The 19514-nt window shown below is 69.1% G+C and carries 18 protein-coding genes; 9 read left to right on the top strand and 9 right to left on the bottom strand.

What is annotated here, in order from left to right:
- Positions 1 to 283: 283 nt before the first annotated feature.
- Entirely contained in the window at positions 284 to 1495 is a 1212-nt protein-coding gene (gene tyrS, locus ACO2Q2_RS15590; protein ID WP_423257014.1) for a tyrosine--tRNA ligase, read from the bottom strand.
- Between the two features lie 180 nt (positions 1496 to 1675).
- Between tyrS and ACO2Q2_RS15585 the strand changes: the two genes are divergently transcribed.
- Positions 1676 to 3121, top strand: a complete 1446-nt coding sequence (locus ACO2Q2_RS15585; RefSeq protein ID WP_423257012.1) for an OapA family protein — start codon at positions 1676 to 1678, stop codon at positions 3119 to 3121.
- A gap of 6 nt (positions 3122 to 3127) precedes the next feature.
- Positions 3128 to 4246, top strand: a complete 1119-nt coding sequence (locus ACO2Q2_RS15580) for an anhydro-N-acetylmuramic acid kinase (protein WP_423257010.1) — start codon at positions 3128 to 3130, stop codon at positions 4244 to 4246.
- Here ACO2Q2_RS15580 and ACO2Q2_RS15575 read toward each other — a convergent pair.
- The 3 genes from ACO2Q2_RS15575 to ACO2Q2_RS15565 all read right to left on the bottom strand — a co-directional run bounded on the left by ACO2Q2_RS15575 (position 4243) and on the right by ACO2Q2_RS15565 (position 6907).
- Positions 4243 to 4578, bottom strand: a complete 336-nt coding sequence (locus ACO2Q2_RS15575) for a hypothetical protein (protein WP_423257008.1) — start codon at positions 4576 to 4578, stop codon at positions 4243 to 4245. The genes ACO2Q2_RS15580 and ACO2Q2_RS15575 overlap by 4 nt on opposite strands.
- 273 nt (positions 4579 to 4851) lie before the next feature.
- Positions 4852 to 6150: an AmpG family muropeptide MFS transporter gene (locus ACO2Q2_RS15570; protein ID WP_423257006.1), complete on the bottom strand. Its 1299-nt coding sequence runs from the start codon at positions 6148 to 6150 to the stop codon at positions 4852 to 4854.
- Positions 6140 to 6907, bottom strand: a complete 768-nt coding sequence (locus ACO2Q2_RS15565; RefSeq protein WP_423257004.1) for an exodeoxyribonuclease III — start codon at positions 6905 to 6907, stop codon at positions 6140 to 6142. The genes ACO2Q2_RS15570 and ACO2Q2_RS15565 overlap by 11 nt, the downstream gene beginning before the upstream one ends.
- A gap of 48 nt (positions 6908 to 6955) precedes the next feature.
- Between ACO2Q2_RS15565 and ACO2Q2_RS15560 the strand changes: the two genes are divergently transcribed.
- The 3 genes from ACO2Q2_RS15560 (at position 6956) to ACO2Q2_RS15550 (ending at position 8908) form a co-directional block, all read left to right on the top strand.
- Entirely contained in the window at positions 6956 to 7456 is a 501-nt protein-coding gene (locus ACO2Q2_RS15560; protein ID WP_423257002.1) for a GNAT family N-acetyltransferase, read from the top strand.
- A gap of 30 nt (positions 7457 to 7486) precedes the next feature.
- Entirely contained in the window at positions 7487 to 8134 is a 648-nt protein-coding gene (gene pyrE, locus ACO2Q2_RS15555; protein WP_423257000.1) for an orotate phosphoribosyltransferase, read from the top strand.
- Between the two features lie 111 nt (positions 8135 to 8245).
- Complete coding sequence (locus ACO2Q2_RS15550) at positions 8246 to 8908, top strand: DUF4124 domain-containing protein (RefSeq protein WP_423256998.1); 663 nt, start codon at positions 8246 to 8248, stop codon at positions 8906 to 8908.
- 33 nt (positions 8909 to 8941) lie between these two features.
- Here the strand turns inward: ACO2Q2_RS15550 and ACO2Q2_RS15545 are convergent, their stop codons facing one another.
- Genes ACO2Q2_RS15545 through coaBC form a run of 3 tightly spaced genes read right to left on the bottom strand, consistent with a single transcriptional unit; the run spans position 8942 to position 12937 of the window.
- Complete coding sequence (locus tag ACO2Q2_RS15545) at positions 8942 to 11263, bottom strand: phosphomannomutase/phosphoglucomutase (protein ID WP_423256996.1); 2322 nt, start codon at positions 11261 to 11263, stop codon at positions 8942 to 8944.
- A gap of 16 nt (positions 11264 to 11279) precedes the next feature.
- A complete protein-coding gene (gene dut, locus ACO2Q2_RS15540) occupies positions 11280 to 11735 on the bottom strand; it encodes a dUTP diphosphatase (protein WP_423256994.1) in 456 nt (151 codons plus the stop codon).
- Complete coding sequence (gene coaBC / locus ACO2Q2_RS15535; RefSeq protein WP_423256992.1) at positions 11732 to 12937, bottom strand: bifunctional phosphopantothenoylcysteine decarboxylase/phosphopantothenate--cysteine ligase CoaBC; 1206 nt, start codon at positions 12935 to 12937, stop codon at positions 11732 to 11734. The genes dut and coaBC overlap by 4 nt, the downstream gene beginning before the upstream one ends.
- Before the next feature lie 96 nt (positions 12938 to 13033).
- On the opposite strand from coaBC, the gene radC reads away from it, so the two are divergent.
- The 4 genes from radC (at position 13034) to ACO2Q2_RS15515 (ending at position 17448) form a co-directional block, all read left to right on the top strand.
- The gene (gene radC / locus ACO2Q2_RS15530) at positions 13034 to 13705 is read left to right on the top strand and encodes a RadC family protein (protein ID WP_423256990.1); all 672 of its coding nucleotides are present in this window, start codon (positions 13034 to 13036) and stop codon (positions 13703 to 13705) included.
- 565 nt (positions 13706 to 14270) lie between these two features.
- The gene (gene argS / locus ACO2Q2_RS15525) at positions 14271 to 15959 is read left to right on the top strand and encodes an arginine--tRNA ligase (RefSeq protein WP_423256988.1); all 1689 of its coding nucleotides are present in this window, start codon (positions 14271 to 14273) and stop codon (positions 15957 to 15959) included.
- A complete protein-coding gene (locus ACO2Q2_RS15520; protein ID WP_423256986.1) occupies positions 15960 to 16664 on the top strand; it encodes an SPOR domain-containing protein in 705 nt (234 codons plus the stop codon).
- 28 nt (positions 16665 to 16692) lie between these two features.
- Positions 16693 to 17448 carry an SDR family NAD(P)-dependent oxidoreductase gene (locus ACO2Q2_RS15515; protein ID WP_423256984.1) on the top strand — a complete coding sequence of 252 codons (756 nt, stop codon included), beginning with the start codon at positions 16693 to 16695 and terminating at the stop codon, positions 17446 to 17448.
- Between the two features lie 77 nt (positions 17449 to 17525).
- On the opposite strand, the gene ACO2Q2_RS15510 is transcribed toward ACO2Q2_RS15515, so the two are convergent.
- Both ACO2Q2_RS15510 and ACO2Q2_RS15505 read right to left on the bottom strand, forming a co-directional pair.
- Positions 17526 to 18719 carry a patatin-like phospholipase family protein gene (locus ACO2Q2_RS15510; RefSeq protein ID WP_423256982.1) on the bottom strand — a complete coding sequence of 398 codons (1194 nt, stop codon included), beginning with the start codon at positions 18717 to 18719 and terminating at the stop codon, positions 17526 to 17528.
- Positions 18720 to 18729: 10 nt separating this feature from the next.
- Positions 18730 to 19479 carry an acetoacetate decarboxylase gene (locus ACO2Q2_RS15505; protein WP_423256980.1) on the bottom strand — a complete coding sequence of 250 codons (750 nt, stop codon included), beginning with the start codon at positions 19477 to 19479 and terminating at the stop codon, positions 18730 to 18732.
- Positions 19480 to 19514 lie beyond the last annotated feature (35 nt).

The raw sequence follows: 19514 nt of genomic DNA, 5'->3' as shown, positions 1-19514 counted from the left end.
CAAAGATCAACCACTTGCAGTCCGTTTCTCGAACCGCTCCGAAGCATTTCGCCCCGGGTGAGCCGCACATTCTACATCGATCTTCCACCTCGTCAACACCTGCGCGAATTGTTTTTTCGCTTCGTCGATGTTGCCGAGCGATGACCGGCGGCGGCGGGGGGCGAATAGTAGGCAGCACCCCTCGCCTTGGCAAGCGATTTCTGAAGTTTCTGAAGTTTCCTGGCGGAATCGGCCAGGCCCCGGTGCGCAAGGGGCAATGCGCACTCGGCGGAAGCGAGGCGGCTCAGCCGTGCTTGAGCAGCACCCGCGCGAAGTTCCGCTTGCCTACCTGCAGCACGCCCTCGAAGCCCGGCTCGAACACGCGCTGGGCATCTTCGACGACCACCGCATCGATTTTCACCGCTCGCTCCCTGAGCTTGCGGTTGGCTTCGGAGTTGCTGGACGTCAGCCCGGCTGCGGTCAGCAACGCCGCGAGCCGCAGGCCATCGCCGGGTACTGCGATTTCGGTCAGCGGCAGCAACGAGGTATCGCCCTCACCGCGCACCACCGCGTGCCAGCCGGCAATCGCCTGCTCGGCTGCCGCCGCATCGTGGAAACGGGTCGCCAGTTCACGGGCCAGGCGCAGCTTGGCGTCGCGCGGGTTGAGTACACCGCTGGCGATCTCTTCCTTCATGCGCTGCAGCTCCGGCAGCGAGACTTCGAAGCTGAGCAGCTCGAACCAACGCCACATCAATTCGTCGCCGATCTTCATCGTCTTGGTGACGATGTCGATGGCCGGCTCGTGGATGCCGATGTAATTGCCCAGCGACTTGGACATCTTGTTGACGCCGTCCAGCCCCTCCAGCAAGGGCATGGTCAGCACGATCTGCGGCGGCTGGCCGTGGTGCTCCTGCAAGGCGCGTCCCATCAGCAGGTTGAACTTTTGGTCGGTGCCGCCGAGCTCGATGTCGCACTTGAGCGCCACCGAGTCGTAGCCCTGCACCAGCGGGTAGAGGAACTCGTGGATGGCGATCGGCTGCTGCGCGGCGTAGCGCTTGGCGAAGTCGTCGCGCTCGAGCATGCGCGCCACCGTGTGCTGCGCCGCCAGCTTGATCATGTCGGCCGCACCCATCTGGCCGAACCACTCGGAGTTGAAGCGCACTTCGGTGCGCTCCCGATCGAGCACCTTGAACACCTGCGCGGCGTAGGTCTCGGCATTGGCCAGCACGTCCTCGCGGGTCAGCGGCTTGCGGGTGACATTCTTGCCGGTGGGGTCGCCGATCATCCCGGTGAAGTCGCCGATCAGGAAGATCACCTGGTGCCCGAGGTCCTGGAACTGGCGCATCTTGTTGAGCAGCACCGTATGTCCGAGGTGCAGGTCCGGCGCGGTGGGATCGAAACCGGCCTTGATCCGCAGCGGGCGATCCGCCTTGAGGCGCTGCACGAGTTCCTCGCGCTTGATGATCTCGTCCGCGCCCCGCGCGATGGTGTCCAGCACCTGCTCCAGCTCGTTCATGCCTTCCTCGATATTAGTTGCCTAGACAGCCACCCGGATGACCGCATTCACACACTCGCGTTAATTGTGAGTTAACGCAAAACCATACGCAAATCATTGATGGAAAAGGCGTTGACGCTCTTTACACATGACCGTTATGGTACCCGCCGGTCGTAGATGTAATCAGCGGAGTTACACATTATGGGTGAGGGGTTGCAGATGGCGCACGCAGCGCGCAAGCAGGCCATACGCCGCAAGGCGCAGCGCAGGCACTCCCGCTTCTACGATCGTTGTTCGCACTGGTCGTTCAGTCGCCTGGGCGAGGGCGAACCGATCCGCTGGCATCGCGAACGCTGGGTGCTGGCCGGCACGGCGCTGCTGATCGTCCTGCTTTCCGGCTTCATTCTTCCGGCCTGGGCCTCGGCGATGCGCAAGCCGTCCTCGCCGGTGGCACACACGCTGCTGCCGCTGGCCCTGCCGAAGGCTTCGCCGGTCACCGCGCAGTCGCCCACCGTCGAGGACTGGCAGCGCGTGCAGGTGCGGCCGGGCCAGACTCTTTCCGACATCTTCGCCGGCCTCGGCCTGGGCATGTCCGACCTGCAGCGCGTGATGGATGCCGCAGGCGGGGCGCAGTCCTCGCTGCACACCATCCGCCCCGGACAGGAGTTCGACTTCCTGCTGGGCCGCGACGGCAGCCTGGCCGGCATCCGCTTCGATCGCGACCAGGCCAACCGCGCCATGATCCGCTTCGACGGCACCGCGGCGAAGCTCACGCTGCAGCCGCGCGACATGGACAAACGCGAGCACGTCGCGCACGGCACGATCGACAGTTCGCTGTATGCCGCCGGCGCCCGTGCCGGCATGAGTGCCGGCATGGTCGGCAAGCTGGCCGACCTGTTCAAATACGACATCGACTTCGTGCAGGACCTGCGCGTGGGCGACAGCTTCACCGTGATCTACGACGACATCTACCGCGACGGCAGCTACTACTCCGAAGGCGACATCGTGGCGGCCGAGTTCGTCAACCAGGGCCATCGCTACACCGCCTATCGATTCAGGAAGGCCGACGGCAGCGTGGGCTGGTTCAGCGAGGACGGGCGGCCGATCCAGAAATCGTTCCTGCGCATCCCGGTGGACTTCACGCGCATCTCGTCGCGCTTCAGTACCGCGCGCATGCATCCGATCCTCGGCCGCATGCGCGCGCACAAGGGCGTGGACTACGCCGCCCCCACCGGCACGCCGATCCATGCCGCCGGCGACGGCGTGATCAAGTACCGTGGCTGGATGCGCGGATACGGCAACTTCGTGATCATCCAGCACAACCGCTCCATCAGCACCGCCTACGGCCACATGTCGCGCTTCGCCGCCGGCGAACGCGTCGGCCAACACGTGCGCCAGGGCCAGGTGATCGGCTACGTCGGCATGACCGGCCTGGCCACCGGTCCGCACCTGCACTACGAGTTCCGCGTCAACGGCGTGCAGCGCAACCCGCAGACCGTCACCCTGCCCAAGCCCCAACCGCTGCCGGCCGCGCAGCTGGCGCAGTTCAAGGCGCAGGTGGTGGCGCCGCAGCTGGCCCGGCTCAAGCAGCTGGACGAGAACACCGAGCTGGCGAAGGTCGCCAGCAGCCGGCACAGCGACAACTGACCGGTCGTGCATGAACCCGGATCGCTGTATCTCGGCCTGATCTCCGGCACCAGCGCCGACGGCATCGATGCCGCGCTGGTGTCGTTCCAGGGCGATGCGCCGCGCCTGCTGGGCGGCCTGACCCACCCCTGGCCTGAGCCGCTGCGGCTGGAACTGCTGGCGCTTGCGCAGGCCGAGGCCGCCGTCGGCCTGGATCGGCTCGGCCACCTCGATGTCGCCCTGGCCACCGGCTTCGCCGAGGCCGCCACGCGCCTGCTGCACGAAACCGGGGTGCCACCGCGAGCCGTCGCCGCGATCGGCTCGCACGGCCAGACCGTGCGCCACCGCCCCGGCGGCAGCCATCCCTTCACCATGCAACTGGGCGACCCCAGCGTGATCGCCGAACGCTGCGGCATCGAGGTGGTCGCGGACTTCCGTCGCGCGGACGTCGCCGCCGGCGGCCAGGGCGCGCCGCTGCTGCCGGCCATGCACGCGATGCTGCTGGCCGAGGCCGGGCACAGCCGCGTGGTGCTGAATCTCGGCGGCATCGCCAACGTCACCGTGCTGGCGGCGGATGGATGGGTGTCCGGGTTCGACACCGGCCCGGCCAACGGCCTGATGGACGCGTGGTGCCAGCGCCATCGCGGCGAGGCCTACGATCGCAGCGGTGCTTTCGCGGCGAGCGGAACCGTCGATCGGGTGCTGCTGCAGCGCCTGCTTGACGATGCGTACTTCGCCCTGCCACCGCCCAAGAGCACCGGGCGCGAGCACTTCCACCTGGCCTGGCTGGAAACGCGTCTGCCCGGCGACCCCACCCGTCCAGCCGACATCCAGGCGACCCTGCTGGAACTCACGGCGCGCAGTGTGGCCGACGCCATCGCACGACACGCGCCGGATGCCGAACTCGTGCTCGCCTGCGGCGGCGGCGTGCACAACCCGGTGCTGATGGCGCGGCTGGCCGCGCTGCTTGCGCCGACGAGCGTGGCCAGCACGGCCGACTACGGCGTGGATCCGGATTACCTTGAAGCGATGGCATTCGCCTGGCTGGCGCGGCAACGGCTGCTCGGCCTGCCTGGCAACCTGCCTGCGGTCACCGGTGCGCGCGGCCCCCGTGTGCTCGGCGCCGTCTACCCGGCGCCGCGCTAGCAGCGTGTCGGGCGTTGGTCGGCCGGACGCTCCGCCTGGGCATCCACGGGGTCTGCGGACGACGCCACCAGCTGACTGGACGGCGCCACGGAAAGCGCCTGCACCGCCTCGTGGAATGCGGCCCGCTCGGCCGCATCCCAGTGTCCGCTCAGCACGACCGCATCGGTATCGAGCATGGTCTCGGCAAACGGCTGCGCGCCCTCGGCCAGGCCCAGGCCGTGCTTGAGCGCGTGCAGCACAACGTCATTGATCGACCAGCGTCGATCCTTGGCGAGCGTCTTGATGCGCTCGGCCATGACGTTGTCGATATGGCGTACGACGAGATCCGGCATGGGCGCCACTCCAAGTCACGCATGCCCCTGTGGGCGGAATGGTCGCACAAAGGCCGCGCCGTGGACCACGCGCCATTGCGCGTGATGGCGACTCAGAGGCTGAGAAAAATTCGGCCGCCGTAGCGAGAGCGCCGCCAGGCGTTCGTGACTAGGTGCGTTGGGGGCCAATCCGGGGAGTTTGGTGAGCCAAATGACCCGGATTGGCGCCCAGCGCGCCGCCGGCACGGGCGTTTGGCGGCGGTCGCAGTAGGCGGGCGAATTTTTCTCAGCCTCTCAGCGCACGTCGAAGCCGCGGGCGCGGAAGCGCGCGCGCACCATCGCGAACAGCAGCACCGCCGGCACGATGCCCAGCACGGTGATCACGAAGAAACCGCCATAGCCGGCGGCCATCGCGATGCCCCCCGCGAAAAAGCCCAGCACCTTGCCCGGAAGGTTCACCAGCGAACTGAGCAGGGCATATTGAGTCGCCGTGTGCTCGCGGTTCACCAGCGACGACAGGAAGGCCACGGTCGGCGGCCCCAGCATGCCCAGGGTCAGGTTCTCGCCGGAGATCACCAGCGTGAGCATCAGTACGCTGCCCGGATGCTGCATCAGCAACAGGTAGAGCAGATTGCTGGCGCCGCACAGCACGATCATCACCGCCAGCGATCGCCACGCGCCCCAGCGCGCCACCATCGCGCCGCCGATGAACACGCCGACGATGCCGATCCAGATGCCGTAGATCTTGGTGATCGCGCCGATCTGCGTCTTGGTGAAGCCCATGTCGCGGTAGAACGGGCCCATCACGCCGCCGATGGTGGCCTGCTCGGGAAGCTTGAACAGCAGGATGAAGGCCAGCGTCAGCAGCGCGAGCGCGACGCCGTAGCGGCGGAAGAAATCGGCGAACGGATCGACCACGCCAAGCCGCATCGCATCGCGCCAGCGCGTGGGCGCGCGGCGCAGCACCTGCGGCTCGCGCGCGAGCAGCGTCATCGCGATCGGCGGCAGCATGCATGCCGCCATGCCGACGTAGATCCACGGCCAGCGCAGGTGGTCCGCGGCGATCAGCGCCAGCGCGCCGGCGGTGAGCAGGCCGATGCGGTAACCGAGCGAGTAGGTGGCCACCAGCGCACCCTGCGCCTCGATCGGGGCAATCTCGATGCGATAGGCGTCGATCGCGATGTCCTGGGTGGCGCCGAACAGCGCCACCGCCAGCGTTGCGGCGACGAACGGCGGCAACCGTGCCGGCGTCAGCCAGGCCATCGCCAGCAGACCGGCGGTGACTCCGAGCTGGGCGAACAGCAGCCAGCCGCGACGCTGCCCGAGCCGCATGAAGCCCGGCAGGCGCCAGTGATCGAGCAGCGGCGCCCACAGGAACTTCAGCGCGTAGGTCATGCCGGCACTGGCGATCATGGTGATCTCCGACAGCACCACGCCGTGCTCTTTCAGCCAGTACGCCAGCGTGCCAGCCACCAGCAGGAACGGCAGGCCGGAGGAAAAGCCGAACATCGCCATGGTCCACGCGGCCGGCTGGGCGAACGCCTGCCACACCGACGTCCGCGGCGCGACGGCGCGCACCGGCTCAATCGGCATAGTCGACCATGTACGGCGCGTGGTCGGAGAAGCGCTGCTCGCGGTAGATCGCGCAGTCACGCAGACGATCGCGCAGCGACGGCGAGACGATCTGGTAGTCGATGCGCCAACCCACGTCGTTCTCGCGGGCACGGCCGCGGTTTGACCACCAGGTGTAGTCCTCGCCCCCGGGCCTGAGCGTGCGGTAGCTGTCCACCCAGCCGCGTTCGATCAGGCCGTTGAGCCAGGCGCGCTCTTCCGGCAGGCAGCCGGAATTCTTCTGGTTGGACTTCCAGTTCCTGATGTCCTTCTCGCTGCGCACGATGTTCCAGTCGCCGCAGATGACGTACTGGCGATCGCTCTTCAGCCAGCCGTCGAAGATCGGTTCGATCCACTCCATCGCGCGGAACTTGAACTGCTGCCGCTCTTCGCCCGACGAGCCGGACGGGAAGTACAGCGACACCACCGAGAGCTCGCCGAAGCGCGCCTCGATGTAGCGACCCTCGTTGTCGAACTCGTCCCAGCCCAGCTCGGTGAGCACCGCATCCGGTTCGCGCCTCGCGTAGATCGCCACCCCGCTGTAGCCCTTCTTGCGGGTCGCGTCGCGGTAGAAGCAGTGGTGGCCGTCGGGGCGGAACATCGGGTCGGTCAGCTGATCCTCCTGCGCCTTGGTCTCCTGCAGGCAGACCACGTCGGCGCGCTGCGCACACAGCCAATCGAACGCGCCCTTGCTGGCGGCCGAGCGGATGCCGTTGGCGTTGAGGCTGATGATGCGCATGCCATCTCCGGCGGGTCGGGCGCGGGTCAATGCGCCATCATAGCAACCGTGTCCGATGCCTCCGCCCTGACCCTGGTTGCCGTCGACCGCGTGCCGCGGCCGACGCTGCTGGCACTGCGTGTGGCGCCGGAACAGCTGGGTTTCGTCGGTCGGGTGGTCGACCTGCTCGCCGATGCGCAGAGCCGGCCGAGCGCCGATCCGCTTGCGTTCGTGCTGGGCGATCAGGTGATCGGCCTGTGCTGCATCGAACGCGAACCGCGGACGATCGCGCCGATCGCATTCGACGCGCCGGCGGTCGGACTGCGCGGGTTTTTCATCGACGCGCGCTGGCAACGGCGCGGGCTCGGCCGGCGCGCGCTGTCCGCGCTGCTGCACGCCCTGCCCGAACGCCACCCGGCGGCGCGCCTGCTGGTGCTGAGCGTGGACGAGGGCAACACGGCGGCACTCGGGCTGTACCGGCAGGCCGGCTTCGTCGACGGCGCAGCGCGCTACCATGGCGGGCCGGTCGGTCGCGGACAGCGACTGCTGCTGCGCCCGTTTCATCCCTGACACCCTCACCGACGCCCGACGAGACTGCCCGTGCACGCCTACCAGCGCGACTTCATCGAACTGACCCTTGAGCACGAGGTGCTGCGCTTCGGCGAATTCACCCTCAAGTCCGGCCGGATCAGCCCGTACTTCTTCAACATGGGGCGGATCGATTCCGGCGCCGCGCTGGCCCGGCTCGGGCGCGCCTACGCCGCCGCGGTCGAGGCCTCGGGCATCGCCGTGGACATGCTGTTCGGCCCCGCCTACAAGGGCATCGCGCTGGCGGCCGCCACCGCCATCGCGCTGGCCGACCAGCACGGCCGCGACCTGCCCTGGGCCTACAACCGCAAGGAGGCCAAGGATCACGGCGAAGGCGGCAGCCTGGTCGGCGCGCCGCTGAATGGCCGGGTGCTGATCGTCGACGACGTGATGACCGCCGGCACCGCGGTGCGCGAATCGCTGGCACTGATCCGCGCCGCCGGCGCCGCGCCGGCCGGCGTGCTGATCGCGCTGGACCGGCAGGAGCGCGGTCAGGGCGAACGCTCCGCCGCGCAGGAAGTCACCGCTGACTACGGCATTCCGGTGATCGCGATCACCCGGCTGGACGACGTGCTGGCATACACCGGCGAGTGCCCCGCGCTGGCCGGCGAACACGCGCGGCTGCTGGCCTATCGCGAACGCTACGGCGTGGCCGGCTGACGCACCATTCAGCTCAAGTCGCCGACCCAGTCACAGCACCATACCGAGCGCAGCACCGGCGGCGCCCGACGCGTCTCCGCCCGTGGCTATACTCCGGCGAGGAGGGGATTCATGCGCAAGGTACTCATCATCATCGCGGCACTCGGGGTCGGCATCGGCGGACTGGCCCAGGCGCGTCAGGCCACCACCGGCGGCAGCGTGCAGTACCGCTGGCGCGATGCGCATGGCCTGCCGCACTACAGTGACAGCCTGTCGGCCGATGCCATCGCCAACGGCTATGACGTGGTGAACAGCCAGGGCCTGGTGATGCGCCACGTCGATCGCCCGCTCACCCCGGCCGAGCGCGTCGCCGCGCAGAAACAGGCGGCCGAAACGGCGGCACGCCAGCGCGAGGCCGAGCAGCGCCAGCGCGAAGACCAGCAGATGCTGGCCGCCTTCCCGGACGAGGCCAGTCTGACCACCGCGCAGACCGACGAACTGACCAGCATCGACCAACAGATCACCACTGCCCGCGCGAGCCTGGGCACGCAGGAAAAGGCGCTGGCCGACCTGCTCGACCGCGCCGGCGAACTGGAGCGGGCCAAGCAGCCGGTGCCGAAGTTCCTTTCTGACAAGATCGCCGCCCAGCGCAACGTGGTGGGCTCGCAGCGCGCGATGCTGGATCGGCTGCAGGCAGCCTACGTGAACACGCAGCTGAAGAACGAATCCCAGCTCGCCCACTACCGCCAGCTCAAGGCGCAATTGCAGCAGGCCGACGGCCGCTCTCAGCCGTAAAGAGCACGACCCGCCGCCGGCCAGCGCCAACGGCTAGAACGGCAACTTGAGCTCCGGGTTCAGCGCAAACAGCTGCTCGCGGAATACCTGCTGGATGCGCTTTAGCCCGGCGGGGTTGTCGGCATCGAAGCGCAGCACCAGCACCGGCGTGGTGTTCGATGCACGCACCAGGCCCCAGCCGTCCGCCCAGTCGGCGCGCACGCCGTCGATGGTGACCAGCGTGGCATCCGGAAAGCTCGCCTTCTCGCGGAACGCCTGCATGAACCGCCGGTTCTCGCCCTCGGCCAGCTCGATCTTCAGCTCCGGCGTCGACACACCCTTCGGGCAGCTGGCGAAGATCTGCTCCGGCGTGCGGTCGTCGAGATCCCCGGCGAGGATCTCCAGCAGCCGCGCCGCGGCATAGATGCCGTCGTCGAAGCCGTACCAGCGCTCCTTGAAGAAAAAATGCCCGCTCATCTCGCCGGCCAGTTCGGCGCCGGTCTCGCGCATCCTGGCCTTGATCAGCGAATGGCCGGTGCGCCACATCAGCGGGCTACCGCCGGCGTCGAGGATCTGGCCCTTGAGATGGCCGGTGCATTTGACGTCGTAGATGATCGTGGCGCCGGGCTGGCGGGCCAGCACGTCGCGCGCAAACAGCATCAGCGTGCGATCGGGATAGACGATCTCGCCCTCGCGCGTCACCACGCCCAGACGATCGCCGTCGCCGTCGAAAGCCAGCCCGAGGTCGGCACCGGTCTGCTTCACGGCCAGGATCAGGTCCTGCAGGTTCTCCGGGTCGGACGGATCGGGGTGGTGGTTCGGGAAACTGCCGTCGACGTCGCAGTACAGCGGAATGACCTGGCAGCCGATGCCTTCCAGCAGCTGCGGCGCCACCGCACCGGGGATGCCGTTGCCGCAGTCCACCACGACCTTGAGCATGCGCTCGGCCTGCACGTCGGAGGTGATGCGCTCGATGTAGTCGGGCACCACGTCGATGCTGCGCTGGGCGCCCTGGCCGTCCTCGCGCAACTCGCCGGCGACCATGCGCCGGTACAGCTCCCGGATCGCGTCCTCGGCCAGCGTCTCGCCGCCGATCATGATTTTGAAGCCGTTGTACTCGGGCGGGTTGTGGCTGCCGGTGACGGCGACGCCGCAGCCGGTGTTGAAGCGATAGGTTGCGTAATAAACCACCGGCGTGGGCACCGCGCCGAGGTCGATCACGTCCACGCCCGCCGCGCGCAGCCCCTCGGCCAGCGCGCCGGCCAGTTCCGGACCGGATTGCCGTCCGTCGCGACCCACCACGATCTCGCGCAGGCCCTGGTCGGCCATCACCGCGCCGATCGCCTGACCCAGCCGCCGGGCCACCCGGCGGTCGAGGTTCTTGCCCACCACGCCGCGCACGTCGTAGGCACGGAAAATGTCCGCATCGATCGCCAGGGCCGGCGCCGCCTCCGGCGCCGGCGGCGGCATCGCGCGGCGCGCGGCCGACGCCGCGCCCTCGCGCTGGCGCACCACTGCCGGCAGCGGTATCTCCTGTTCGGACTCGGCCGCGCGGTGGCCGCCGCGGCGCTGCGCCAGCCGCAGCAGGTAGATGCCACCGGCCACGCCGAGCAGGCCGAGCAAGGCCGCCAGCGGCCACAGGTGCGGAAGGATGATGAACTCCTCAGGCAACGCGGCGCCCACGCTGAAACCGCTGTGCGGGATCGGTGCGGCGGTGTCTTCCAGCTGGGCGGACGGTTCCCCGTGCGACAGCAGGCTCAGTGCGCTGCGGTCGTCGCCCTGGCGCAGGTCGAGCCGGCCGCTGGCCGGCGAGACCGCCTCGAACGCCTGCTGCAGCGGCGCGAACGGCAGCTCGATCCAGGCCCAGGCCACCGCGTGCACGCCGGTGCCCAGCGGCATCGCGAACGACACCCGCCGATCGTTGCCCACATACACCGTCTGCGCCACCGCCGGGCCGGTCTGCGCCTGCGCGGCCAGCAGCTGGGCGGCCTTGGCGTAGCCGAACTCGCGGTAGTTGGCGTGCAGTACCTCGTCCATGCCGGCGCTGTAGAACTGCACGTCGAGCGCCTGCGGCAGACGCGCCTTGACCGCCGCCGCGGCGCGCGCCGGGTCGGCCAGCACGGTGGCCGGATCGAGCGCATCCAGCGCGGCGCGCGCGGCCTGGCGCTGGCGATCGAGTTCGGCGGCGATGGCGTGCACGGTCTCGGCCTGGGCCCGGTGCACGCGGTCGTTGGCGTGACCTTCGTCGGCGATCAGCCAGGTCTGCCAGCCGGCAAACAGGCCCAGCAGCAGCGCCAGCGTGCCGGCCGCCAGTGGCAGCAGACGGCGCCAGTCCGGCGCGAAGCGCGCGCCGTTGCTTCCCCCACTCAAGCCCATGCCTGCCCCCGCAGATTCAGTGGATGCCGGTCGAACCGAAGCCGCCCTGCCCCCGCCCGGACGGCGCGAATTCCGCCACTACCGTGAGCCTGGGTTTTCCCACCGGCACCAGCAGCAGTTGCGCGATGCGATCGCCCACCCCGATCGTGACGTCCGCGTTGCCGCGATTCCAGCACGAAATCATCAGTGGCCCCTGGTAGTCGGCGTCGATCACGCCCACCAGGTTGCCCATCACCAGCCCCTGCCTGTGGCCCAGGCCCGAGCGCGGAACGATCAGCGCGCACCAGCCGGGATCGCCGATGTGGAGGGCGAGGCCGCTGGGCACCAGCGCGGTTTCGCCCGGCGCCAGGGTGATCGGCGCATCGAGCGCGGCGCGCAGGTCCATCCCGGCGCTGCCGGCGGTGGCCGGCTCGGGCAGCGCGATGGTGTCGCCCAGGCGCGGGTCGAGAATCTTCAGCTGCACATCGATCATGCGCGCGACCGTGCGAAGCACTCGGCGATGCAGGCCACCAGCTCGCGCGCCAGTTCGGTCTTGCTGGCGCGGGGCAGCTCCCTGGACTCACCGTCCCAGTAGAGGGTGAGGGCATTGTCGGCGGTCTCGAAACCGATGCCGTCGCCCACCCTGTTCGCCGCGATCATGTCGAGCTTCTTGCGACGCAGCTTGTCCTGCGCGTAGGTCGCCACATCGTGCGTCTCGGCGGCGAAGCCGACCAGGAACGGGTGCGTGGGCTGCGCCGACAGCGTGGCGAGGATGTCTGGATTTTCCGCCAGCGTGAGGATGAGCTCGACACCGGCCTGCTTCTTGAGCTTGCACGGGGCCACCTGCTGCGGCCGGTAATCGCCCACCGCGGCCGCCGCGATGTAGATGTCGGCATCGGCCGACGCCTCGATCACCGCCGCATGCATCTGCGCTGCGCTGCGCACGTCCACGCGCTCGACCACGCCCGCCGGCGTAGGCAGGCTGACCGGGCCGGCCACCAGGATCACCTGCGCACCGGCCAGCGCCGCCGCCTCGGCCACGGCGAAGCCCATCTTCCCCGAGCTGCGGTTGCCGATGAAGCGCACCGGATCGATGTCCTCGTAGGTCGGGCCGGCGCTCACCACCACCCGGCGACCGGCCAGCACGCCATCGCCGAACGAGGCCGCCAGCGCATCACGCAACTGCAGTGGTTCGAGCATGCGGCCGGAACCGATGTCGCCGCAGGCCTGCCCGCCCGCCGCCGGACCCAGCACGTTGACACCGCGACCGCGCAGGGTCGCCAGGTTGGCCTGCACTGCCGGATGCGCCCACATCTGCCGGTTCATCGCCGGGGCGACCGCCAGCGGCGCGGCGCTGGCCAGGCACAACGTGGTCAGCAGGTCGTCGGCCTGGCCATGCGCGAGGCGGGCAAGCACGTCGGCGCTGGCCGGCGCGATCAGGATGCGCTCGGCCCAGCGCGCCAGCTCGATGTGGCCCATCGCCGCCTCGGCCGACTCGTCCCACAGCGATACGCGCACCGCTGCGCCGGACAGCGCCTGGAAGGTGGTCGGGGTGACGAAATGCGTGGCCCCTTCGGTCATCACCACGCGCACTTCGGCGCCGAGTTCGCGCAGGCGACGGACCAGCTCGCACGACTTATAGGCGGCGATGCCGCCCGTTACGCCGAGCAGTACGCGACGATGGGCTAGGGACATGTAAGTTCGGCCTGACAAACGGTCGGTGCCGTAGCTTACCGGAATCGTCCCGGCGCACCGCTGCCCACGCGGACCGCCAGCGGCCACGCTGCGGTGATGAGCATCCGTGACTGGCCCGAGGGCGAACGCCCGCGCGAAAAACTGCTGGCGCGCGGCAGCGCCGCGCTGTCCGACGCCGAACTGCTGGCCGTGCTGCTGGGCAGTGGCGCGCGCGGCAAGGACGCGCTGGCGCTGGGGCGTGAGCTGCTGACCGACGCCGGCAGCCTCAGCGCCCTGCTGGCGCGGCCGGAACAGGCGATCCGCACGCGCGGCCTGGGGCCGGCCAAGCGCGCACGTATCGCCGCCGCGCTGGAACTGGCCCGCCGCAGCCTGGGCGAGCAGTTGCGCGAGCGCCCCGCGCTGGGCAACCCGCGCGACAGCGGCGACTACCTGCGCGCCCGCCTGCGCGACCTACCCTACGAGGTATTCGGCTGTCTGTACCTGGACAACCGCCACCGCGTGCTGGCGTTCGAGGAGCTGTTTCGCGGCACGGTGGACGGCGCCAGCGTGCATCCGCGCGAGGTGGTGCGGGCCTGCCTGCGGCACAACGCCTGCGCGGTGATCTTTGCCCACAACCACCCCAGCGGCGTGGCCGAACCCAGTGCCGCCGACCGCGCCATCACCCACGAACTGCGCCATGCGCTGCAGCTGGTGGGCGTGCGCGTGCTCGATCACCTGGTGATCGGCAGCGGCGAGCCGGTGTCGATGGCCGCGCGCGGCCTGATCTGACTCGCCCGGACGCGGTCCGCAAGGCTCGATCGCCCTGCCTGGATCACGATCAGCCCGATCGGGTCGCCCCGATCCGCCTGATCCGGCCCCGCACGCGCACCAAAAAAAGCGGCGCAGGCTCGCGCCGCACCGCTCAAGGCCGTTTTTGGGGAGGGTGGAGAACACGGTATCTCCAGGCGCTGGCCTTCCCCGGGGAGACAGGTCGACCAGACACCAGCGCATTGTGGCGCTGCCGCATGACAGGGCCATGACGTGAGCCGTTCGCGGTCCTCCCCGGTTGACTTCTCAAAGTTATGCACATTCGGTGCGCTGCATGGGGTTGGCGTCAACAGCTCGGGACGGGCTCATCGTTAGACTATAACTTACTGATATTATTTATTTTTATTGCCTTCACGGAGATGAAATCGGCGTTTCCGGCCGCCGCCTTGCGGAAGGAGCGGATCTTCCCCACAGAGTTATCCACAGACTTGTTCGTGCGCCGCGTCACGCCGGCCGGGCCGGCCGCGCAGCGGGAACGCTCTGTTAGCATTACCGATCCCATCGCCTCACCCGACCGCACCCATCCGTGAAAGACCAGCTGCGCGCACTGCTGCTGCAGGCCATCCGCACCCTGCAGAACGACGCCCTCCTCCCGGCCGACCTCGCGATCCCGCACCTGGTGATCGAACACTCGCGCAGCCGCGAGCACGGCGACTTCGCCAGCAACGCGGCGATGCTGCTGGCCAAACCGGCGCGGGCCAAGCCGCGCGAGCTGGCCGAGAAGCTGGTGGCGGCGCTGCCGGCCAACACGCTGGTGGCGAAGGTGGAGATCGCCGGGCCGGGCTTCATCAATTTCTTCCTCTCATCGGAGAGTTACCACGCCGAAGTGCGGCGCATCCTCGCCGAAGGCGACGGCTACGGCCGCAGCGCCACCGGCGCGGGCAAGGTGGCCGGCGTGGAGTTCGTCTCGGCCAACCCGACCGGCCCGCTGCACGTGGGCCACGGCCGCAATGCGGTGCTCGGCGACTGCCTGGCGCGCCTGCTCGACGCCACCGGCTGGCAGGTCAGGCGCGAGTTCTACTACAACGACGCCGGCGTGCAGATCCACAACCTGGCGATCTCGGTGCAGGCGCGTGCCCGCGGGCTGAGCCCGGACGACCCCGGCTGGCCGGAGGACGGCTACCGCGGCGACTACATCGCCGACGTGGCCCGGGCCTACCTCGCCGGCGACAGCGTGGCGGTGGAAGGCCACACCGTGGTCGGCGCGAAGAACCCGGACGAACTGGACGCCATCCGCCAGTTCGCCGTGGCCTACCTGCGCCGCGAGCAGGACCTGGACCTGAAGGCCTTCGGCGTCGGCTTCGACGTATACTTCCTGGAGTCCTCGCTGTACGCCGACGGCAAGGTGGAGGAGACCGTGCGCGAGCTGATCGCCCACGGCCACACCTACGAGGAAGGCGGCGCGCTATGGCTGCGCTCGACCGACTACGGTGACGACAAGGACCGCGTGATGCGCAAGTCCGACGGCACCTATACCTATTTCGTGCCGGACGTGGCCTACCACCTGAGCAAGTGGCAGCGCGGCTACGTCAACGCGGTGACCGTGCTCGGCGCCGACCACCACGGCTCGCTGGCCCGCGTGAAGGCCGGGCTGCAGGCGCTGGACGCCGGCATCCCGCAAGACTGGCCGCACTACGTGCTGTACCAGATGGTCACCGTGATGCGCGGCGGCGAGGAGGTGAAGCTGTCCAAGCGCGCCGGCAGCTACCTCACCCTGCGCGACCTGATCGAGGAAGCCGGCCGCGACGCCACCCGCTACTTCCTGATCGCCCGCAGGAGCGACTCGCAGCTGGTGTTCGACATCGACCTGGCGCGCTCGCAGTCCAACGACAACCCGGTCTACTACATCCAGTACGCGCACGCCCGGGTCTGCTCGGTGCTGCGCCAGGCCGGCGAGAAGGGCCTTGTCGTCGATCTCGAGCGCGGCCTGCAGCAGCTGGCGCGGCTGGACAGCGAGCACGAGCAGATTTTGCTGACCGAGCTGGCGAAATATCCGGAAGTGGTCGAGTCGGCCGCCGCCAACCTCGAACCGCACCTGCTCGCCGGCTGGCTGCGCGAGCTGGCGAACGCCTTCCACACCTACTACAACGCACACCAGTTCCTGGTCGACGACGCCGACCTGCGCCACGCGCGGCTGGCGCTGTCGGTGGCTACCCGCCAGGTGCTGAAGAACGGTTTGAACCTGCTGGGCCTGAGCGCCCCGGAGAGCATGTAAATGGCAGCACGCAAGGGCAGGGGCCGGCAGGCCGTGCGCAACAGGAGCGGCAGCGTGCCCGGCTGGGCATGGGCGGCGATCGGCATCCTGATCGGCGTGCTGGCGATGGTGGTGCTGATGCGCAAGTCGCTGCTGCCGATGGCACCCACCGGCCCGCAGCCGAATCCGCAGGCCACCGCCCAGCGCGGCAGCGATCCGGGCGCAGTGGCGCCGGGCAGCGTGGCCAGCACGCCGAAGAAGCCGCAGTACGACTTCTACTCGCTGCTGTCCGAGCGCGAGGTGCGCATTCCCGACGCGGTGATCAGCGCGCAGGCCAGGGCCGAGCAGCGCAAGCAGCAGCAGGCGCGCGAACAGGCGCTGGCCGCCCGGCAGCCGCCGCAGCAGGCGCAGCCCCCGGCGAGCGCGCCGGCCGCGGTGCGCGAAAACGTCACCGCGGCACCGGCCTCGGCGCTGCCGACCCCGGCTGCCGGCAGCGGCTATCTGCTGCAGGTGGGTGCGTTCCCAAACGCCGCCGACGCAGAGAGCCTGAAGGCGCGGCTGGCGCTGCAGGGTTTCGTGGCCAACGTGCAGGCGGTGAACGTGGGCGGGCAGACCTACCACCGCGTGCGGCTGGGCCCGTTCCGCTCGGCCACCGAACTGGAATCGACCAAGCAGCGCCTGGCCTCGGCCGGCATCAACGCGATCGCGCTGAAAGAAGGCCGCTGACCTCCGCCCCGCCACGAGCCGCATCGACATGCACGCCAAGACCGCCCTGATCACCGGCGCCACCTCCGGCTTCGGCGCCGCCACCGTGGAGCGCTTCGTCGCCGGCGGCTGGCGCGTGCTCGCCACCGGCCGTCGCGCCGGGCGGCTGCAGCAGCTGGTCGACCGGCACGGCGCCGACCGCGTGCACGCGCTGGCCTTCGACATGCGCGACGAAGCCGCGATGCGCGCGGCGATCGCCGGCCTGCCGACCGAGTTTGCCGGCATCGACCTGCTGGTCAACAACGCCGGCCTGGCGCTGGGCACCGCCCCCGCGCAGCAGGCCGACCTGGCGCAGTGGAAGCAGATGATCGACACCAACGTGACCGCACTGGTGACGATCACCCACCTGCTGCTGCCCACGCTGATCGAACGGCGCGGCGCGATCGTCAACATCAGCTCGATCGCCGGCAGCTACCCGTACAAGGGCGGCAACGTCTACGGCGGCAGCAAGGCATTCGTCAGCCAGTTCACGCAGAACCTGCGCACTGACCTGCACGGCACCGGCGTGCGGGTGAGCTCGATCGAGCCGGGCATGGCGCAGACCGAGTTCACCCTGGTGCGCACCGGCGGCGACCGGGCCGTCTCCGATCAGCTCTACGCGGGCGTGCAGCCGATCACCGCCGAGGACATCGCCGAGTCGATCTGGTGGATCGCCACGCTGCCGCCGCACCTCAACGTCAACCGGCTCGAAGTGATGCCGGTGAGCCAGTCCGCCGCCGGGCTGCAGGTGCATCGCGACGCCTGATTCCGTCCGTAGGAGCGCACCGAAGTGCGCGACGCTCTCCTTCACGTGAGCAAAGGCGTCGCGCACAGGGTGCGCTCCTACAAGCGGTGCACGTCGTGGGTGACGAACGGATGCCGGGCATCGGGAAAGTCCAGCCAGTGCGGGTGCGCCAGCGTGCGGCGCATGTCGTCCAGCCCGGCGCGCCAGTGACGGTGCATGCTGCTGGTGCTGAACTCGTAGTCCTTGTAGTGGCCTTCGTACGGCTTGTCGCGATAGATCAGGTGCACCAGGTTGGTCAGCGCTCCGGATGAGCGCGCCTGCGCACGGACAAAGGCCGGATCGTCGCGGCGCGACTCCGGCACCAGCGCCAGCAGATCGTGCAACAGCCGCTGATGCTCGTGCTCGCGGGCCATGTACTCGGTCACCAGGCGGGTGCGGCTGGAGAACTGGATGTCCTTGCTGCGCCCAGCGACCTGGTTCAGGTCCTGCGGCAACTGGCCGGTCGCGCTCCACAGGTCGACCTGGAAGATCAGCGCATCGTGCGCGGGCCGATCACACAACACCTCGTACAATGGCGTGTTGGAGACCATCCCGCCGTCCCAGTAAAACTCGCCATCGATCTCTACCGCCGGAAAACCCGGCGGCAGTGCGCCGGAGGCCATGAAGTGTTCGGCGCGCAAAGTCCGCCGGGTGCTGTCGAAGTATTCGAAATTGCCGGTGCGCACATTCACCGCGCCCACCGAAACGCGGATCGTGCGCGGGTCGTTGATCCGGTCGAAGTCGACCAGACGCTCCAGCGTGCTGCGCAACGGTCCGGTGTCGTACCAGCTCGCCACGTCGGGGCCGCGCCGCCATGGCGCCAACGGCGGGGCCGGCATGCGCGGCAGAAAGAAGCCTGCCTGGCCCTCGAACAACGCACGCATCGCCGCCAACGCACTCAGGCCATGCTGCAGCGGTTCCGGCACCTCGTCGAATGCCGATGCGGCGAACGGTGCCGGCAGGAACGGCGGCCGGCAGATGGTCTTCCAGAACTCGCGCAGCTTCGCCACCCGGTGCTCCGGAGCGTTGCCGGCAATCACCGCCGCATTCAACGCGCCGATGGAAATGCCGGCGACCCAGTTGGGCAGCCGCCCGCCGGCATGCAGGCCCTCGTAGACCCCCGCCTGGTACGCACCCAGTGCCCCGCCTCCCTGCAGTACCAGGGCGATGCTGGGGTATTCATGCGCGGCGGCAGCCGTCTTGCGGGACGCGGCGGGTTTGCGGTCACGGGACGGGGGCGGGCGGTGGGTCATGGCGTGCTCCTCAGGCGACCGGTTCGGCAAGGTAGTCGTGCACCACCTCGCCGAGCGCCAGCGTGAGGTCACACACGAAATGCAGCGCCGACTCCACCTTCAGCACCGGCAGCTCGGCCACCGGCGCCAGCGCGTGCGGATGCAGCTCCAGCGAGGCGGGGCCACTCCAGGCGCCCTTCAGCACAATATCGGTGGTGAAGTAGCGCACCAGCTCGCAGATGCGCGCCGTGCCGTCGACATGCGGGATGATCTTGAGCAGAAAGCTGGGTGCCTGCAGCGCCGCCAGCACCGCGGCATGGTCGGCCTGGCGATGCTTGTAGCCCATGGTCGCCTTGGCCACGCGTACCTTGCCGTAATCGAGGGTGCCGACCAGGGTATCGGTCTCCACTTCCAGCTCCGGCGAAGCGAGCTTTTTCGGGAAGCCCCACAGCTCGCGGCCCCCGGCGATCGGCGGATGGTCGTTGAGATACATCGAGTGCACGTAACCGCCGTGCACGCCCTCGAAACTTACCGGGATCACCTGTCCGCTCTCGGTGTAGTCGCCGAACCCGGTGGAATCGGGCATGCGGATGAACTCGTACCTCACCAGCGGTTCGGTCACCTCCAGCGGCTCGGGCACCACCGCACGCAGCGCATCCAGATCGGTGCGATAGGTGATGACGAGGAACTCGCGATCGACGAAACGGTAAGGGCCGGGCGGGAACGCCGGACTGGTCAGCGGCATCGCGAAGGCTTTCGCCTTCACGTCGGCAATCTTCATGACGTGCACTCCAGCGCAGGGGCCAGGCCACGGCG

Source organism: Dyella sp. KRB-257 (genome assembly GCF_049445995.1).
In the GTDB taxonomy this organism is placed as follows: Bacteria; Pseudomonadota; Gammaproteobacteria; order Xanthomonadales; family Rhodanobacteraceae; genus Dyella_A.
Note: the sequence above shows the minus strand (reverse complement) of the source record. Positions and strands in the feature narration are given on the sequence as shown.

What these genes read in the sequence shown, in the direction of transcription:
- tyrS (WP_423257014.1), bottom strand. Translation starts at nt 1,495, where the DNA reads ATGAACGAGCTGGAGCAGGTGCTGGACACCATCGCGCGGGGCGCGGAC.
- ACO2Q2_RS15585 (WP_423257012.1), top strand. Translation starts at nt 1,676, where the DNA reads ATGGGTGAGGGGTTGCAGATGGCGCACGCAGCGCGCAAGCAGGCCATA.
- ACO2Q2_RS15575 (WP_423257008.1), bottom strand. Translation starts at nt 4,578, where the DNA reads ATGCCGGATCTCGTCGTACGCCATATCGACAACGTCATGGCCGAGCGC.
- ACO2Q2_RS15570 (WP_423257006.1), bottom strand. Translation starts at nt 6,150, where the DNA reads ATGCCGATTGAGCCGGTGCGCGCCGTCGCGCCGCGGACGTCGGTGTGG.
- ACO2Q2_RS15565 (WP_423257004.1), bottom strand. Translation starts at nt 6,907, where the DNA reads ATGCGCATCATCAGCCTCAACGCCAACGGCATCCGCTCGGCCGCCAGC.
- ACO2Q2_RS15550 (WP_423256998.1), top strand. Translation starts at nt 8,246, where the DNA reads ATGCGCAAGGTACTCATCATCATCGCGGCACTCGGGGTCGGCATCGGC.
- ACO2Q2_RS15545 (WP_423256996.1), bottom strand. Translation starts at nt 11,263, where the DNA reads ATGGGCTTGAGTGGGGGAAGCAACGGCGCGCGCTTCGCGCCGGACTGG.
- dut (WP_423256994.1), bottom strand. Translation starts at nt 11,735, where the DNA reads ATGATCGATGTGCAGCTGAAGATTCTCGACCCGCGCCTGGGCGACACC.
- coaBC (WP_423256992.1), bottom strand. Translation starts at nt 12,937, where the DNA reads ATGTCCCTAGCCCATCGTCGCGTACTGCTCGGCGTAACGGGCGGCATC.
- radC (WP_423256990.1), top strand. Translation starts at nt 13,034, where the DNA reads ATGAGCATCCGTGACTGGCCCGAGGGCGAACGCCCGCGCGAAAAACTG.
- ACO2Q2_RS15520 (WP_423256986.1), top strand. Translation starts at nt 15,960, where the DNA reads ATGGCAGCACGCAAGGGCAGGGGCCGGCAGGCCGTGCGCAACAGGAGC.
- ACO2Q2_RS15515 (WP_423256984.1), top strand. Translation starts at nt 16,693, where the DNA reads ATGCACGCCAAGACCGCCCTGATCACCGGCGCCACCTCCGGCTTCGGC.
- ACO2Q2_RS15510 (WP_423256982.1), bottom strand. Translation starts at nt 18,719, where the DNA reads ATGACCCACCGCCCGCCCCCGTCCCGTGACCGCAAACCCGCCGCGTCC.
- ACO2Q2_RS15505 (WP_423256980.1), bottom strand. Translation starts at nt 19,479, where the DNA reads ATGAAGATTGCCGACGTGAAGGCGAAAGCCTTCGCGATGCCGCTGACC.